The sequence below is a fragment of the Lentzea sp. NPDC036949 genome (genome assembly GCF_055608075.1).
Genome location: NZ_JBVJRA010000004.1, coordinates 432,633 through 449,727, shown reverse-complemented (window position 1 = coordinate 449,727; position 17,095 = coordinate 432,633). Strand labels below are relative to the sequence as shown.

The following is a 17,095-nucleotide window of genomic DNA, read 5'->3' as shown; positions in this document are numbered from 1 at the left end:
CTCCTGTGGGCGGGAGGCGCCCTTTCGCATGGCCTTGACACACTGTCGCGGAACCTGGTGGCGGCCTCACACGTCCTCAGGCTGACCTAAGCGCCCAAACCACCCCTCGGCATACTGGGCGCTCAGCCACAGCGAACTACGAGGTGTGACTTCACGTGTGCGGAGTGCTCGGACTCATCTGCCCCACCGAAGCCGGCGCCGGCTCGGCGCGCGGCTCAGTGGCCGCCGCACTGCGCTGCCAGCGGCACCGCGGTCCTGACGAGAGCGACACCTGGGCCGACGCGGAGGTCGTCTACGGGTTCAACCGGCTCGGCTTCATCGACCTCGACCACTCGCACCAGCCGCTGGTCTGGGGCCCGCCGGAGAACCCGGCGCGGTACACGCTGAACTTCAACGGCGAGATCTACAACTACAAGGAGCTGCGGGCCGAGCTGGCCCTGCGGTTCGGCGCGCAGTTCCGCACCCAGGGCGACGGCGAGTCGATCGTCGCCGCCTACCACTACCTGGGCGCCGACTCGGTCAAGCGGCTGCGCGGCATGTTCGCGTTCATGATCTGGGACGCGCAGGAGCGGGTGGTCTTCGGCGCGCGCGACCCGTTCGGCATCAAGCCGCTGTACTGGGCGTCCGGGCCCGGCGGGGTGGCGTTCTCGTCGGAGAAGAAGAGCCTGCTGCAGCTCACCGGCACCCTCGGCATCAGCCAGGAGCTCGACCAGACCGCGCTGCAGCACTACCTGGTCCTGCAGTACGTGCCGGAGCCCGAGTCGCTGCACAGGGCGATCCGCCGCGTCGAGTCCGGCACCTCGTTCCGCGTCACGCCGGGCGGGCCGGTCCTGTTCAACCGGTACTTCAAGCCGGTGTTCGCGCCGCGGCCGGTCAACGGCGAGCACGAGGCCGAGGCGCTGCACGAGCGGATCGCCGAGGTCATGCGCGACTCGGTGGCCAAGCACATGATCTCCGACCCGGACGTCACGGTCGGCGCGTTCCTGTCCGGCGGCATCGACTCGACGGCCACGGCGACGCTCGCGAAGCTGCACAACCCCAACCTCATCGCGTTCACCAGCGGCTTCGACCGCCAGGGCTACTCGGAGGTGGACGTCGCGGCCGAGACGGCGGCGGCCATCGGCGTGCGGCACGTGGTCCGCACGGTGTCGCCGGACGAGATGATGAACGAGCTGCCGCTGATCCTCTGGTACCTCGACGACCCGGTCGCGGACCCGGCGCTGGTGCCGCTGTGGTTCATCGCGCGGGAGGCCCGCAAGTACGTCAAGGCGGTGCTGTCCGGCGAGGGCGCGGACGAGCTGTTCGGCGGGTACGTGATCTACCACGAGCCGCTGTCGCTGTCGCCGTTCGAGAAGGTGCCCGGCGGTGTGCGCAAGCTGATGGGCGCGGTGTCGAAGTCCATTCCGGAGGGTGTGCGGGGCAAGGACCTGCTGCGGCGTGGCTCGCTGCGGCTGGAGGAGCGCTACTACGGCAACGCCCGCAACTTCAGCGACGCGCAGGTCCGCGCCGTGTTCCCCGGCTACGTCGAGGGCGTCGGCTTCCAGGACGTGACCGCGCCCTGGTACCGCGAGTCGGAGGGCTGGGACCCGGTCGCGCGCATGCAGCACATCGACCTGTTCACGTGGCTGCGCGGCGACATCCTGGTCAAGGCCGACAAGGTGACCATGGCCAACTCGATCGAGCTGCGGGTGCCGTTCCTCGACCCCGAGGTCTTCCGGGTGGCCGCCGAGGTGCCGCTGGAGCAGAAGCTCACCGAGGGCACGACCAAGTACGCGCTGCGCAAGGCGCTGGCCAAGATCATCCCGCCGCACGTGCTGAACCGGCCGAAGCTGGGCTTCCCGGTGCCGATCCGGCACTGGCTGCGCGCCGAGATGTACGACTGGGCGCGTGGGATCATCGCCGACTCGCAGACCGGCCACCTGCTCGACAAGAACGCCGTGCTCGACCTGCTGGCCGAGCACAAGTCGGAGCAGTTCGACCGGTCGCGCCAGCTGTGGTCCGTGCTGTGCTTCATGATCTGGCACGGGATCTTCGTCGAGGGCCGGATCAGCCCGAAGGTGCCGGAGCCGGTGTACCCGGTCCGCCTCTGACGAGTGGTCTTGGTGACACCTCACGTGAAGTGCTTGTTAGTTGTCATAGGCTAACGAAGTGGCCACTGTGGGGAGAAGCGCGCGCTCGACGTTCGTGATCGACACGCGACCGTTGAAGATCGTCGCGTACCGCCGGTTGTGGCTCTCCACGATCGTCACGGCGGTGGGCTCCCAGCTCACCGCCGTCGCCGTGCCCAAGCAGGTCTACGACCTCACCGGCTCGTCCGCGTGGGTCGGCATCGCCGCGGGCGTGGCGCTGGTGCCGCTGCTGGTCTTCGGGCTGTGGGGCGGCGCGATCGCGGACACCGTCGACCGGCGCAAGCTGCTGCTCGTCACCAACACCGGCATCGCGGTCTCCTCCGTGCTGCTGTGGGTGCAGGCCGCGCTGGACGTCCGATCAGTGTGGCTCGTCATCGCGCTGCTCGGCCTGCAACAGGTGTTCTTCGCGGCCAACGCGCCCGCCCGGTCGGCCTCCATCGCCCGGCTCGTGCCGGCGGAGCTGCTGCCGTCGGCGGGCGCGCTCGGCTCGACGGTCATGCAGTTCGGCGCCGTGCTCGGGCCGTTGCTCGCCGGCGCCCTGATGCCCGTCGTCGGGCTGCCCACGCTGTACCTGGTGGACGCGATCGCGCTCGTCGTCACCGTCTACGCGGTGTGGAAGCTGCCGCCGATGCCCCCGCTCGACGGCGTGGTGCGGCGGGCAGGGCTGAAGGACGTGCTGGCCGGCTTCGTCTACCTGTGGGCGCAGAAGGTGCTGCTCGCGTCGATGCTGCTGGACATCATCGCGATGGTGTTCGGCATGCCGCGGGCGCTGTTCCCGGAGATGGCGCAGCACACGTTCGGCGACCCACCCGGCGGTGGGTTCGCCCTCGGCGTGCTGTTCGCCGCCATCCCGATCGGTGCCGTGCTGTGCGGGCTGACGTCCGGGTGGATCGCGAACGTCGGCAGGCACGGCGTCGCGGTCACCGTGTCGGTGGTCGCCTGGGGCGTGGCCATCGCCGGGTTCGGGCTCTCCGGCAACCTGTGGGTGGCGGCGGCGTTCCTCGCGTTGGCGGGCGCGGCGGACATGGTGTCGATGGCGTTCCGCGGCGCGATCCTGCAATCGGCGGCCACGGACGAGATGCGCGGCCGCATGCAGGGCGTGTTCATCGTCGTCGTGGCGGGCGGCCCGCGGATCGCCGACCTGCTGCACGGCACGGGCGGTGCGGCGTTCGGCACGGCCGCGGCGGTCACGGCCGGCGGCGTGCTGGTGGTCGTGGCGACCGTCGTCGCGGTGCTGCTGCTGCCCGCGATCTGGCGCTACCGCGTCAGTTCCGCTGGCTGACCACGGCCGGCACCGGGTCCACGACCCGCGCCGACGTGCCCCAGTCGGTGAACCTGGCGTCGTCGACGATCGTCGCTTGGCCGAACTGCCGGGAAACCTTCAACCGGGTCGGCAGACCGGCCCGGTCGAAGTCCAGCTCGGCGACCGACGCCTGCACGCCCTGGTCGAGAGCGATCTTGACCTCGTTCTTCAGGAAACCGTCCGGCAGCGAGTCGTAGGCCTTCCGGTGGTCGACGTCCACCGTGTACAGCGTGCGGTCGCCGAACTGGCCGGACAACCGCACCACACCGCCGGCCGCGATGATCGGCAGGTGGTACCGGGTGAACACGGCCTCCTGGTGGACCAGGTCGTAGAAGCCCAGCATGGTGTCCGTGAACTCGTCGGTGTCGGCGCGGGTGAGCTTCACCCACGGCTTGTCCGCGGGCAGCCCGAACACCGGGGGCAGCTCGACGTACGCGTTGTCCTCGCTCGTGGACACGTAGTGCAGCTTCTGCGGCGCCCCACCGGTCTGCACCGGTCGCTCGGTCGTGGCCTCGACGTCCGCGCCGTCACCCGCCGTGAGCCGCACGACCCCCGACGCCGACGCGACGGCGCCACCGCCCACCGGCGCGGTCACCGTGAAGCGGTAGGAGGTCTTCTCCGACACGGCACGGGTGGTCGCCGACACCAGCGAGGCGATGTCCTCGTGCACCACGGCGGTGGGCCCCGGAGCGGCCGGCGGCGGGGAGGAACAGGCCGCCAGCACCGCGGTCGAGATCAGCAGGACCGCGCGCTTCATCGCGACACCCCCAGGTCGGAACGAGTCCGGTCGATTACACCATACGGGTGAGGAAAGCAGTCATCAGTGCTGGTCGTCACACCGAACCGGCACAATTCCACGGCATGGCTGAAGCGACTCCACAAACGGAACAACCGGGGCTGCACCGGGCGATCGGGCCCAAGCTGCTGTTGTTCTTCGTCGTCGGCGACATCCTCGGCACCGGGATCTACGCGCTGACCGGCAACGTCGCCGGCAAGATCGGCGGCGCGCTCTGGTTGCCCTTCCTGCTCGCGTTCGTCGTCGCGTTCTTGACCGCGTTCAGCTACCTGGAGCTGGTCGGGAAGTACCCGAGAGCCGCGGGCGCCGCGCTCTACACCAACAAGGCCTTCAAGATCCACTTCCTGACGTTCATGGTCGCGTTCGCGGTCATGTGCTCGGGCATCACGTCCGCCTCCAGCGCCGCCCTCGCGTTCGGCCGCACCTACCTGCGGCAGCTGCTCGTGGAGTTCTTCGACATCGCGCTCAGCCCGGAGTCGCTGGTCATCACCGGCATCGCGATCGTGTTCATCGCGGCGCTCGCGATCATCAACTTCCGCGGCGTGTCCGAGTCCGTCAAGGCCAACGTGGTCCTGACCTGCATCGAGCTGTCCGGCCTGATCATCATCATCGCGATCGGCGCCTACGCGGTCATGGTCGGCGACGGCGACCCCTCGCGGCTCACCGAGATCCACACGCCGTCCGGCTCCAACGTCCTGCTCGCGGTCACCTCGGCGACGGCACTCGCGTTCTTCGCCATGGTCGGCTTCGAGGACTCGGTGAACATGGCGGAGGAGTGCCGCGACCCGGTCCGGATCTTCCCGCGCGCGATGCTGTGGGGCATGGGCATCGCCGCCTTGATCTACGTCCTGGTCGCGATCACGTCGTCGCTGCTGATCCCGTCCGACGAGCTCGCCAAAGCCGGCTCCGGCGCGTTGCTGAAGGTCGTCACCGTCGGCGCACCCGGCTTCCCGCTGTGGGTCTTCGCCCTCATCGGCCTGCTCGCCGTCATCAACTCGGCGCTGATCAACATGCTGATGGCGTCCCGCCTGCTCTACGGCATGGCCAACGAGAAGATCATCCCGAAGTTCTTCAGCGCCGTGCACCCGTTCCGCCGCACGCCGTGGATCTCCATCGTCTTCACCACCGGCATCGCGGTGATCCTGGTGTCCACGGCCGACATCGGCAAGCTCGGCGGCACGACCTCGTTGCTGCTGCTCGTCGTCTTCACCATCGTCAACATCGCGTGCCTGGTGCTGCGCAAGGAGAAGTCCGAGCACAAGCACTTCCGCGCACCCACCTGGGCACCGGTGCTGGGCGCCATCACCTGCGCGTACCTGGCGCTGCCGTTCACGTCCGGCCGGCCGTGGGACGACTACAAGATCGCCGGCTACCTGCTGCTCGCCGGCCTGGTGCTCTGGGGCATCAACCGGGTGCTGCACGGCAAGGTCGACATCAGCCCGGAGAACCTGTCGAAGTGACCGGTTCGGCACGAGGGACCGGTCGGGCACGCCCGACCGGTTCCGCTGCCTTTGTCGCACCCGAGCGTGCGGACGGCCGTCATCCCAGCCTGGCCAGCTCGACCGGGTCGTGCGCGCAGAACACCTCGACCTCACCGGTCGCCTTCAGCTCCCGCAACCGCTCCACATTGGACAGCCGCTGCACCCGGATCGTCTCCGTCTGCCTGGCGGTCATCTTGAGCGCGAAGATGCTGCTCGGCGGCGTCTCGACCTCACCGCGGTAGAAGTAGGCGTCCCCGGCGTGCAGCAGCCAGCCGTCGTCCGACCTGACCGCGATGCCGCTGTGGCCGCGGGTGTGCCCGACCAACGGCACGATGAGGATGTCCGCGGGCAGCCCCGGGATGTCGCGGACCGCCTCGAACCCGAACCACTCCTCACCGGTCGCGTGGTGCGTCCGGAACGTGACCCCCTCGCGCTGCGCCTTCGGAAACCGCATCTTCTCCTTGGTCGTGCGCGGGTTGGTCGCGGCCTCCAGTTCGGTGTCGAGCACGTGCACCGTCGCACCGGGGAAGTCCCGCAGCCCACCCGCGTGGTCCATGTCGAGGTGCGTGAGCAGCACGTGCCGCACGTCGCTCGCCCGAAACCCGCGCTTCTCGACCTGGCTGACCGCGGTCTCGTTGACGTCGAGCAGCGGCCGCAGCAACCGCCGGCTGAGCCCGTCGATGGTCTGCGCCGGGTCCTTCACCTCGTGCGTGCCGAAGCCCGTGTCGACCAGCACCAGCCCGTCGTCGGCCTCGATCAGCAGGCAGTGCGCCACGAGCCCGCCGGGCACCAGCGGCGGCCGCATCGAACCGCAGTTGAGGTGATGGACCTTCATGGGCAATTCCTTCCGTTGGCCCCGTAGGCTTCAGCCTCATGTTGGGGATCTCGTACGAGGGTGCCACCGCTGTGATCACGACTGTAGGCGCGGGCCTGCGGTCCTTCGAGGTGAACGGCGTCCCGTACGTGGAGACGTTCGGCCCGGACGAGAAACCACCGATGTCCGCCGGCGCCGTCCTCGTGCCCTGGCCCAACCGCACAGCCGGCGCCTGCTGGACCCTCGACGGCGAGGTCCAGCACCTGGAGGTCACCGAACCGGCCCGCGGCAACGCCATCCACGGCCTGGTCCGCCGCCGCCCCTGGTCCGTCCTCGAACACACCGGCTCCCTGGTGACCCTCGAAACGGTCATCGACCCCCAGCCCGGCTGGCCGGCGGCCCTGCGCACCACCGTCTCCTACGCCTTGGACGACAACGGCCTGACCATCGCCCACCACGTGACGAACGTCGGCGAGCTCGCCACCCCCTTCGGCGTCGGCACCCACCCCTACCCTCGCGCTGGGAACGCTTCCACGGACTCCTGCACGCTCACCCTGGCGGCCACGACGGTCCTCCCACTGGACCTCGAACGGATGGTGCCCTCCGGCCCCGCCGTACCCGTCGAGGGAACCTCCTACGACTTCCGCGCCGGCCGCCCACTGGCCGGGGTCCAGCTCGACACGCCGTTCGGCGGCTGCGAACCGGGCCGCGACGGGCTGGTGCGGCACTCGCTCGCCGGTGACGGCTGGGGGGTCGAGCTGTGGGCCGACCCGGACTTCCGGTGGGTGCAGGTGTACACGCCGGAGGCCTATCCGGGGCGGGGGCGGGCGGTGGCCGTTGAGCCGATGACCTGTCCGCCGGATGCGTTGAACTCCGGGGTGGATTTGATCTGGGTGGCTCCGGGGGAGTCCTGGGGGGCTCGGTGGGGGATTCGGCCGCTGTGACTCGCTGAGGGTGGCTGTTCCTGGGGCTCCGCCCCAGACTCCGACACTCCCAAAGAAGCCGCCGGCGCCGTTCGCGGGTTGATGGCACGCCTGTTGCTTTGTGCGGCTGCCGGTTGCGTTGTCGGTTGCGTTGCGGTGTGCGTCTTCCCCGTCGAGCGCTTCGGAGCGCGCCAGACCTGGGCAGGACGATCGGAGCGCTAGACGGGGAAGCCACCCACCGCGGAACCGCCCGAGGAAAGCCCTTCACGCCTCGCCTTCGGCTCGATCACAAGCCGATCCCCTGACGCTTCCCGCTATGCGGCTCTTACCCGGCGGCTTCCGCCGTGCGGCTCGCGCCTGGCCTCCACCCCGTCATCCCCCGGCGCACCCCAGCCCGTTCCCGGCCGCGAGTCCCCGCGCACCCCCGCCCAGGCTCCCCACCCGATCCCCACGCACCCCGACGCGTCTCCCCAGCGCGCCCCAACCCCCTCCTTCCATCGCACCCTCACCTCCACCCCCTCGACGCGATCCCTAACAACGTGCCGTGCGCCCCTCCCGCGCTTCCTTGTCTGCGGGCGAACGAACCACCTGCATCCGGACATCCCAACAGACGCCCAGGCGTGCAAATCAGGACAACCTTCACCCGATCAGGCGACCGCGCACGAAACGCAGGCAAAGCGAGAGCCACGAGGGTGGACTGGCCCGAGCGGCGTCCAACCGTTAGCGTTGCTAACCATGAACATCGCGATCACCGGGGGCTACGTCGTGCCGGTCGACGGGGAGCCCGTCGAAGGCGGCACTGTTCTGATCCAGGACGGGAAGATCGTCGCCGTCGGCGCCGACGTCGACATCCCGGACGGGGTGCGGGTCGTCGACGCGGACGGGGCCTGGGTGTTGCCGGGCTTCGTCGAGGCGCACGGGCACATCGGCGTCCACGAGGAGGCCGAGGGGTGGGCCGGGCAGGACACCAACGAGATGACCGACCCCGTCGGGGCGCGGATGCGGGCGCTCGACGCGATCAACCCCGCCGACATCGGGTTCGCCGACGCGCTCAGCGGGGGTGTCACCACCGCGGTGATCAAGCCGGGGTCGGGCAACCCCATCGGCGGGCAGACGGTTGCGATCAAGTGCTGGGGGCGCACGGTCGACGAGATGCTCGTCAAGGAACCGGTCAGCGTGAAGAGCGCGCTCGGGGAGAACCCGAAGCGGGTCTACGGCGACAAGGGGAAGCTGCCGTCCACGCGGCAGGGGGTCGCGGCGGTCATCCGCGACGAGCTCACCAGGGCGCAGGACTACCTGGCGAAGAAGGCGGAGGCGGAGGCGGACGGCAAGGCGTTCGACCGCAACACCACGCTGGAGGTCCTCGGCAAGGTGCTCACCGGCGAGCTGCCGTGGTGCCAGCACGCGCACCGGGCCGACGACATCGCCACGGCCATCCGGCTGGCGGAGGAGTTCGGCTACCGGCTGATCCTCAACCACGGCACCGAAGGCCACCTGATCGCGGACCTCATCGCCGAGAAGCAGATCCCCGTGATCATCGGTCCGCTGTTCACCACCCGGTCCAAAGTGGAGCTGCGCAACCGCGGGCTGCGCAACCCGGGCATCCTCGCGCGGGCCGGGGTCGAGCTCGCCATCACGACCGACCACCCCGTCATCCCCATCCACTTCCTGGTGCACCAGGCCACGCTGGCGGTGAAGGAGGGGCTCGACAGCGACGTCGCGCTGCGGTCGATCACCACCAACCCCGCGCGGATCATGGGGCTGGACGACCGGGTCGGGGCGCTCAAGCCCGGTCTCGACGGTGACGTCGTCATCTGGTCGGGGGACCCGCTCGACGTGATGAGCCGCGCGCTGCACGTCTACATCCAGGGACGCGAGGTCTACGCGTTCGACGAGCGCAAGGGCGAAGGGACCGTCGCCGATCCCTTCTACCGGGAGAACCTGGGCTAGCGCAGGCCGCGGCCGATCACGAGGCGCTGGATCTGGTTGGTGCCCTCGAAGATCTGCAGCACCTTGGCCTCGCGCATGTAGCGCTCGACCGGGAAGTCGCGGGTGTAGCCGGCGCCGCCGAGGACCTGCACGGCGTCGGTCGTCACCTTCATCGCCGCGTCCGTGGCGACGAGCTTGGCGATCGACGCCTGCTGGCGGAACGGCAGACCGGCGTCGCGGCGGCGGGCGGCCATCAGGTACGTCGCCCGCGCCGACTCGACGGCGGCGGCCATGTCGGCGAGCAGGAACTCCAGGCCCTGGAACTCGATGATCGGGCGACCGAACTGGGTGCGGGACTTGGCGTACGCCACCGCCTCGTCCAGTGCCGCCTGGGCCAGGCCGACCGCGCAGGCCGCGATGCCGAGCCGGCCGGAGTCCAAAGCGGACAGAGCGATCTTCAAGCCGTCGCCCTCGGCGCCGATCAGGCGGTCGGTGCCGAAGCGCACGCCGTCGAACGACAGCTGCGCGGTGATCGAACCGGTGAGGCCCATCTTGCGCTCGGCGGGCGCGGCGGACAGACCGGGCGCCTCACCGGGGGCCAGGAAGCAGGAGATGCCGCGGCCGGCGTCGGGGGACGTGCGGGCCATCAGCGTGTAGAAGTCGGCGGCGCCGGCGTGCGTGATCCACGCCTTGGTGCCGTTCACGACGTACTCCGAGCCCTGGCGCACCGCGCGGGTCGACATCGCGGCCGGGTCGGACCCCGCCTGCGTCTCCGACAGCGCGTAACCGCCGAGCAGCTCGCCTTCGAGCATCTCCGGCAACCAGCGGTCCTGCTGCTCGCGGGTGCCGAACGTGGCCAGGCCGTAGCAGGACATCACGTGCACGGAGAGGCCGACGGCGACCGTCATCCACGCGGAGGCGACCTCCTCCAGCGCCTGCAGGTACACCTCGTAGGGCTGCGCGCCGCCACCGAACTCCTCGGGGTACGGCAGGCCCAGCAGACCGCTGCGGCCCAGCAGCCGGAACGCCTCGCGGGGGAACTTCTCGTTCTCCTCCGCGTCCGCCGCGTGCGGCTTCAGCTCGTCCCGCGCGATCTCCTTGACCAGCGCGATCAGGTCTTCGGCCTCTTGGGTGGGGAGCAGCCGCTCGGCGGGCATCGTCGACCTCCGGTGTGTACTGGTAGCTGTACTGTAGGACGTACCGCAGTACACCTGCCAGTCAGTGTGGCAAGGTCGTCACATGACGCGGGCTCTCACGCAGCGGCAGGCCGAGCTGCTCTCCCGGTTGGAGGTCCTCTTCCTCGACGAGGGCTTCGGTCACCTCACGCTGGACGACATCGCGGGCAGGCTGCACTGCTCGAAATCCACCCTCTACGCGCTCGCCGGCAGCAAGGAACAGCTCGCCGTGCGGGTCGTCGGCCGGTACTTCAAAGGCGCGGCCGAACGCATCGAGAAGCGCATCGCGGGCCTCCACGACGTGCGCAAACGCATCGGCAGCTACCTCGCTGCCGCCGCGGAGGAGCTGAACAGGGCCTCGGCCGCGTTCATCGCCGACGTGTCCGACTTCCCGCCCACGCGCGCCACCTACGAGCGCAACGCCCGTGCCGCCGCCGAGCGCATCAAGGCGTTCATCCAGGACGGCGTCGAGCTGCACGTGTTCCGCGAGGTGCACGCCACGTTGTTCGCCGAGATGGCCGGTCTGCTCATCGAGAGCATCCAGACGGGGGTCCTCACGAAACGGGCGGGTGTTTCGGATGCCGAGGCGTTCACCGCACTGGGGGAACTGCTGTTGGATGGTCTGCAGAGGACCGGGGCCGGCCAGAAGGAGTAGGACGCTGTGATCGTGGTTGCTGGTGAGGCACTGGTCGACATGGTGCCGGTGGGGGACGACGAGCTGGCGCCGCTCGCGCCCAAGCTGGGGGGCGGCCCGTACAACGTCGCCGTCGCGCTCGGGCGGCTCGGTGTGCCGACGGGTTTCCTGTCGCGGGTGTCGGCCGACCACTTCGGCGAGCAGCTCGTGAAACGGCTGCACGCGTCGAACGTGGGCACGGACCTCGTCCAGCGCGGGCAGGAGAACACCACCCTCGCGGTCGTCGGTCTCGCGGACGACGGCAGCGCGCGCTACTCGTTCTACGTCGACGGCACGGCCGACCGGCTCGTCGAGGACCCCGGCCCGCTGCCGGAGGGTGTGAAGGCCGTGTCGTTCGGCACGCTGAGCCTCGTCCTGGAACCCGGTGCGAGCGTCTACGAGACGGTGCTGCGGCGGGAGAGCAAGCGGCTGCTGACCGTTCTCGACCCCAACATCCGGGCAGGCCTGATCGACGATCCGGGCGCCTACCGCACGCGGTTCACGTCGTGGCTGCCCGACGTCGGGCTGCTGAAGGTGTCCGTCGAGGACGCTCAGTGGCTCGCCGAGGACGGCGACGTGATCGAGATCGCACGCACCTGGATTTCACAGGGACCCGCCGCCGTCGTGCTCACCAGGGGTGGTGACGGTCTCTCCGTGATCACCGCCACGGACCGGGTCGACGTGCCGCCGGTGGAGGTCGACGTCGTCGACACCATCGGTGCCGGCGACACCGTGCAGGGCGCCCTGATCGCGTGGCTGCACGACCACGACGCGTTGTCCGCCGAGAAGGTCCGCGCGCTGTCCGCGGAGGAGTGGACCAGCGCGTTGACCTACGCCGGTGCGGCCGCCGCGATCACATGTTCGCGTGCGGGTGCCGAGCCGCCCTTTGCGAGCGAACTCACCGCCGCGTTGGGTGGATAAAGCGCCGAACCGGACTACCGTGGGGGAGCCGCGCTAGAAACCTGCATCGCGGATGTGATGCCGGTCCCATCTCACAGAATCGGTTCACACCGCTGCTGCGAGGCGGGCCTTCCGCCGACTAGCGTGGATGAACTTGAAGACTCAGATCCCAACGGGGTGGTCCGAGACGACGGCAGTCCGCGCGGGCTGCCGCCACCCCGTCCGAGCGTTGAGAGGGACTTGAATGCCCGACGCGACGACTGCGCCGAACGACACCCAGACCGTCGCGCTGCGCCACGGGGGCGGAGAGCTCGAGATGAAGGTGGTGCCGGCGACCGAAGGCGCGTCCGGCATCGAACTCGGCAAACTGCTGTCGACGACCGGTCTGGTGACCCTGGACACCGGTTTCGTCAACACGGCCTCCTGCTCCTCCGAGATCACCTACATCGACGGTGACGCGGGCATTCTGCGTTACCGCGGGTACCCGATCGAGCAGCTGGCCCAGCGTTCGAACTTCGCCGAGGTCTCCTACCTCCTGATCTACGGCGAGCTTCCGACCGCCGCGCAGCTCGAGGACTTCACCTCCAAGATCAGCCGCCACACGCTGCTGCACGAGGACCTCAAGCGCTTCTTCGACGGCTTCCCGCGTGACGCGCACCCGATGCCGGTGCTGTCCTCCGCGGTCTCGGCCCTGTCGACCTTCTACCAGGACTCGCTGTCGCCGTTCGACGCCAACCAGGTCGAGATCTCCACGATCCGCCTGCTGGCGAAGCTCCCGACGATCGCGGCCTACGCCTACAAGAAGTCGGTCGGCCAGCCGTTCCTCTACCCGGACAACTCGCTTGGCCTGGTGGAGAACTTCCTGCGGATGACCTTCGGGTTCCCGGCGGAGGCCTACGACCTCGACCCGGACCTGGTCCGCGCGCTCGACCTGCTGTTCATCCTGCACGCCGACCACGAGCAGAACTGCTCCACGTCGACCGTGCGCCTGGTCGGCTCCTCCGAGGCGAACCTCTTCGCGTCCATCTCCGCGGGCATCAACGCCCTCTTCGGCCCGCTGCACGGCGGCGCGAACAGCGCGGTGCTGGAGATGCTGGAGAAGATCAAGGCCGACGGCGGCGACGTGGCGTCGTTCGTCAACAAGGTCAAGAACAAGGAGGACGGCGTCCGCCTGATGGGCTTCGGCCACCGGGTCTACAAGAACTACGACCCGCGCGCCGCGATCATCAAGAAGACCGCCGACGAGATCCTCAACAAGCTCGGCGCCGACGACCAGCTGCTCGACATCGCGAAGCAGCTGGAGGAGACCGCTCTCGCGGACGACTACTTCATCTCCCGCAAGCTCTACCCGAACGTGGACTTCTACACGGGTCTGATCTACCGGGCGATGGGCTTCCCGACGAAGTTCTTCACCGTGCTGTTCGCGCTCGGCCGGCTCCCCGGCTGGATCGCGCACTGGCGCGAGATGATCAACGACCCGGCCACGAAGATCGGCCGCCCGCGGCAGATCTACACCGGCCCGACCGAGCGCGACTTCATCCCGATGGAGAACCGCTAGTCACCCACCGCTTCACCCGTGCGGGGCGCGCCTGTCATGCAGGCGCGCCCCGTTCGTCTTAGCGTCGCCTGGTGAGCTCTTCCCCCTCGATCGTCTGGTTCCGCCGCGACCTGCGGACGGCCGACCACCCGGCCCTCCTCGCCGCCGCCGGGCGTTCTCCCCGCGCGCTCGGCTTGTTCGTCCTGGACGACCGGTTGCTGAAGCCGTCGGGGCAGCCGCGGATCGAGTTCCTGCACCGCTGCCTGCACGCGCTGAACGACCAGCTGGGCGGCCGGCTGATGGTCGTGCACGGCGACCCGGTGAAGACGGTCCCGCGCATCGCACAGGAGATCGGCGCGGGCAGCGTCCACGTCTCCGCGGACTACGGGCCGTACGGGCGGCGCCGCGACGAGGCCGTCGAGGAGGCGCTGGGCGACGTCGAGCTCGTCCGCTCCGGCTCGCCCTACGCCGTCGCGCCCGGCCGGGTGCTCAAGGGCGACGGCACGCCGTTCAAGGTCTTCACGCCGTTCCGCAACGCCTGGCTCGACCACGGCTGGCGCGCGCCCGCCGACACCGGCGCCTCCACTGTGGACTGGCTCGAACCGCCGCACAGCACCGCGATCCCGAAGACCACCGAGAAGCTGCCGGACGCCATGCGGTTGTGGGAGGAGTTCCGCGACGAACGGCTCCCCGACTACGACAAGACTCGCGACCGGCCCGACCTCGACGCCACGAGCCGGCTGTCGGCTTTCCTGCGGTGGGGCGTGCTGCACCCCCGCACGCTCCTGCGGGACTGCGACGGCACGTACCGCAGCGAGCTCGCGTGGCGCGAGTTCTACGCGGACGTGTTGTGGCACAAGCCGGAGACCGCGCGGCAGAACCTCGACCGCAAGTTCGACCGGATGGTGCACGACGACGACCGGGAGCTGTTCGAGGCCTGGAAGCAGGGGCGCACCGGCTACCCGATCGTCGACGCCGGCATGCGCCAGCTGCTCGTGGAAGGCTTCATGCACAACCGGGTGCGCATGATCGTCGCCAGCTTCCTCGTGAAGGACCTGCACCTGCCGTGGTGGTGGGGCGCGCGGCACTTCATGGAGCACCTCGTCGACGGCGACCTCGCGTCGAACCAGCACAACTGGCAGTGGGTCGCCGGCTGCGGCACGGACGCGGCGCCGTTCTTCCGGATCTTCAACCCGATCACGCAGGCCAAGAAGTTCGACCCGGACGGCGCGTACGTCCGCAGGTACGCGCCCGACTCGGCGGACCTCACGCCGATCGTCGACCACGCGGTGGAACGCCAGGTCGCGCTCGACCGCTACCAGGCCATCAAGTCCTGAACGCCTCGCGGAGCTTGACGCGAGCGCCGGTCCGCAGCACGGCGTTCGCGTAGACCTTGCCGCCCAGCCACGTGATCACCGCGATGGCCACCAGCGCCAGCACCACGGCCAGCACCACCTGCCAGGCGGGGGCGACGCCCAGCGCCATCCGGCCCGGCATCAGGATCGGGGCGAACGGCGGCAGCAGCGACAGGACCGTCACGGTCACCCCGGACGGGCTGCCGATCATCAGGTTGATGCCGGCCACGAACGCCACGATGATCGTCATGCTGATCGGCGTCAGCACCGACTGCAGCTCCTCCTGCCGCGACACCAGCGACGCGGCGGCCGCGAACACCGTGGCGTACAGGAAGAACCCGAGCAGGTACCAGAGCACGCCGGTCGCCAGCGCCGTCACGCCCACCGCGCCGACGTCGACCACGTCGAACCCCGACGACAGCGCGAGCCCGACCGTGGAGATCACCAGCAGCTGCAGCAACCCGACCGCGCCGAGGCCGATCACCTTGCCCAGCAACAACTGCCACGGTCGCACGGTCGCGAGCAGGATCTCCACGACCCGGCTCGACTTCTCCTCGACCACGCCCTGCGCGACCATGGTTCCGTAGACCAGCAACGAGTAGTACAGCAGCGCGGCCACTACCAGCCCGATGGCGAGGCGCTGACCTTGTTGTGGGTCAACGGGTTCCAGCGCTGTCACGCCCACCCGCACGTTGGCGAGGTTCTCCGCCACCTGCTGCGGGGTGATGCCCGCCTCCGCGAGCTGCGCGACCAGGACCTGTTGGCGCAGCACGTCGTTGAGCGCCGTGGTCAGCACCGAGTCGCCGGAGCCCTTGACGATCATCTTCAGCTCCGGCGGCGCACCGGTCACCAGCGCGTCGAGCGCGCCGTCGCGGACCAGCTGCTCGGCGTTGGCGTCGGTGGTGACGTCGCGCGTCTCCAGCTCGACGCCGAACGACATCGCCTTGTCCCGCAGCGGTTCCGCGAGCTGCGTGGCCTGGCCGGACAACCCGACGACGCTGCGTTGGTGGTCGTCGAACAGCACCGACTGCAGCACCACGTACCCGGCGAGCACCGCGATGATCACCGCGGTGCCGATGAGGAACGACCTCGTGCGCACCTTCGTGACGAACTCGCGCCGCGCCACCAGTCCGACCGCCCTGGCGGATGTCATGCGGTCCTCTCCCCGGTGGTCACGACGTTGCGGAAGAGCTCGGTCAGCGCCGGGCGCTGCCGGGAGAACTCGTGCACCGGACCGGCCGACAGGGCCGCGTGCAGCACGGCCTGGTCGTCGGTGCCGTCCACGAGCTCCAGCACGCAGCGCGTCCCGTTCTCCTCGATCACCCGCACGCCGTCCAGCGTGGCAGCCCAGTCGGTCGTCGGCGATTCGACGACCAGGCGCGGCACCCCGCCCGACCGCAGCTCGTCCACGGTGCCGACGGCGACCATCGCACCCTCGCTCACGATGCCGACCCGGTCGCACAGCCGTTCCACCAGGTCGAGCTGGTGGCTGGAGAACACCACGGGCACCCCGGCGGAGGCCTTCTCGCGCAGCACGCCGCTCATCACGTCCACCGCGACCGGGTCGAGGCCGGAGAACGGTTCGTCGAGCACCAGGACGTCCGGGTCGTGCACCAGGGCCGCGGCGAGCTGCACGCGCTGCTGGTTGCCGAGGCTGAGCCGCTGCACCTCGTCGGTGCGCCGGTCGCGCAGCCCGAGCCGGGCGATCCAGTTCTCGGCGTTGCGGTGCGCCTCGTTCGTGCCCAGGCCGTGCAGCTCGGCCAGGTAGACGAGCTGGTCGAGGACCTTCATCCGCGGGTAGAGCCCGCGTTCCTCCGGCATGTAGCCGATCCGCCGCCGGGTGTCGAGGTCGACGGCTCTGCCGTTCCACCGCACCTCGCCGGAGTCGGCGGCGAGCACGCCCAGCGCGATCCGCATGGTCGTGGTCTTCCCGGCGCCGTTGCTGCCGACGAACCCGAAGAGCTCGCCCGCACGCACGTCGAACGACATGTCCCGCAGGGCGACGACCTCTCCGTAGCGCTTGGAGACCGCGTCGATCTCCAGCACCCCCTCAGGCACGGTGCACCCCTTCGTTAGCCCG

Annotated in this window: 14 protein-coding genes; 9 read left to right on the top strand and 5 right to left on the bottom strand. The window is 69.7% G+C overall.

The window, feature by feature from the left end; all coding sequences use genetic code 11:
• The first annotated feature begins 155 nt into the window (after window positions 1–155).
• Window positions 156–2,090: an asparagine synthase (glutamine-hydrolyzing) gene (asnB, locus tag ACZ7CD_RS14595; protein ID WP_470369529.1), complete on the top strand. Its 1,935-nt coding sequence runs from the start codon at window positions 156–158 to the stop codon at window positions 2,088–2,090.
• A gap of 58 nt (window positions 2,091–2,148) precedes the next feature.
• Entirely contained in the window at window positions 2,149–3,411 is a 1,263-nt protein-coding gene (locus tag ACZ7CD_RS14590) for an MFS transporter (RefSeq protein ID WP_470379048.1), read from the top strand.
• Here the strand turns inward: ACZ7CD_RS14590 and ACZ7CD_RS14585 are convergent.
• The gene (locus ACZ7CD_RS14585) at window positions 3,395–4,189 is read right to left on the bottom strand and encodes a hypothetical protein (RefSeq protein WP_470379047.1); all 795 of its coding nucleotides are present in this window, start codon (window positions 4,187–4,189) and stop codon (window positions 3,395–3,397) included. The genes ACZ7CD_RS14590 and ACZ7CD_RS14585 overlap by 17 nt on opposite strands.
• Window positions 4,190–4,293: 104 nt before the next feature.
• On the opposite strand from ACZ7CD_RS14585, the gene ACZ7CD_RS14580 reads away from it, so the two are divergent.
• The gene (locus ACZ7CD_RS14580) at window positions 4,294–5,688 is read left to right on the top strand and encodes an APC family permease (protein ID WP_360385633.1); all 1,395 of its coding nucleotides are present in this window, start codon (window positions 4,294–4,296) and stop codon (window positions 5,686–5,688) included.
• A gap of 79 nt (window positions 5,689–5,767) precedes the next feature.
• Here ACZ7CD_RS14580 and ACZ7CD_RS14575 read toward each other — a convergent pair whose 3' ends face one another.
• Complete coding sequence (locus ACZ7CD_RS14575; RefSeq protein ID WP_458429523.1) at window positions 5,768–6,544, bottom strand: MBL fold metallo-hydrolase; 777 nt, start codon at window positions 6,542–6,544, stop codon at window positions 5,768–5,770.
• A 38-nt stretch (window positions 6,545–6,582) separates the two neighbouring features.
• On the opposite strand from ACZ7CD_RS14575, the gene ACZ7CD_RS14570 reads away from it, so the two are divergent.
• The gene (locus ACZ7CD_RS14570) at window positions 6,583–7,467 is read left to right on the top strand and encodes an aldose 1-epimerase family protein (protein ID WP_470379046.1); all 885 of its coding nucleotides are present in this window, start codon (window positions 6,583–6,585) and stop codon (window positions 7,465–7,467) included.
• A gap of 714 nt (window positions 7,468–8,181) precedes the next feature.
• Window positions 8,182–9,396: an amidohydrolase gene (locus ACZ7CD_RS14565; RefSeq protein ID WP_470379045.1), complete on the top strand. Its 1,215-nt coding sequence runs from the start codon at window positions 8,182–8,184 to the stop codon at window positions 9,394–9,396.
• Here ACZ7CD_RS14565 and ACZ7CD_RS14560 read toward each other — a convergent pair.
• Entirely contained in the window at window positions 9,393–10,532 is a 1,140-nt protein-coding gene (locus ACZ7CD_RS14560) for an acyl-CoA dehydrogenase family protein (RefSeq protein WP_360385641.1), read from the bottom strand. The two genes, ACZ7CD_RS14565 and ACZ7CD_RS14560, sit on opposite strands and share 4 nt — an antisense overlap.
• A gap of 82 nt (window positions 10,533–10,614) precedes the next feature.
• Here ACZ7CD_RS14560 and ACZ7CD_RS14555 point away from each other — a divergent pair, with 82 nt between their 5' ends.
• From ACZ7CD_RS14555 to ACZ7CD_RS14540, 4 genes are all read left to right on the top strand, one after another.
• Entirely contained in the window at window positions 10,615–11,205 is a 591-nt protein-coding gene (locus ACZ7CD_RS14555) for a TetR/AcrR family transcriptional regulator (protein WP_470379044.1), read from the top strand.
• A 6-nt stretch (window positions 11,206–11,211) separates the two neighbouring features.
• Complete coding sequence (locus ACZ7CD_RS14550; protein ID WP_360385645.1) at window positions 11,212–12,144, top strand: carbohydrate kinase family protein; 933 nt, start codon at window positions 11,212–11,214, stop codon at window positions 12,142–12,144.
• A 223-nt stretch (window positions 12,145–12,367) separates the two neighbouring features.
• On the top strand, window positions 12,368–13,681 hold the full coding sequence (locus ACZ7CD_RS14545) for a citrate synthase (protein ID WP_360385647.1): 1,314 nt from the start codon (window positions 12,368–12,370) through the stop codon (window positions 13,679–13,681).
• A 68-nt stretch (window positions 13,682–13,749) separates the two neighbouring features.
• Window positions 13,750–14,997 (top strand): cryptochrome/photolyase family protein, encoded by a 1,248-nt coding sequence (locus ACZ7CD_RS14540; RefSeq protein ID WP_470379119.1) that lies wholly within the window; start codon window positions 13,750–13,752, stop codon window positions 14,995–14,997.
• On the opposite strand, the gene ACZ7CD_RS14535 is transcribed toward ACZ7CD_RS14540, so the two are convergent.
• A complete protein-coding gene (locus ACZ7CD_RS14535) occupies window positions 14,987–16,168 on the bottom strand; it encodes an ABC transporter permease (RefSeq protein WP_470379043.1) in 1,182 nt (393 codons plus the stop codon). The two genes, ACZ7CD_RS14540 and ACZ7CD_RS14535, sit on opposite strands and share 11 nt — an antisense overlap.
• Window positions 16,165–17,073, bottom strand: coding sequence for an ABC transporter ATP-binding protein (locus ACZ7CD_RS14530; RefSeq protein WP_360385651.1), 909 nt, complete (start codon window positions 17,071–17,073; stop codon window positions 16,165–16,167). Before ACZ7CD_RS14530 ends, ACZ7CD_RS14535 begins: the two co-directional genes overlap by 4 nt.
• Window positions 17,074–17,095: the final 22 nt, after the last annotated feature.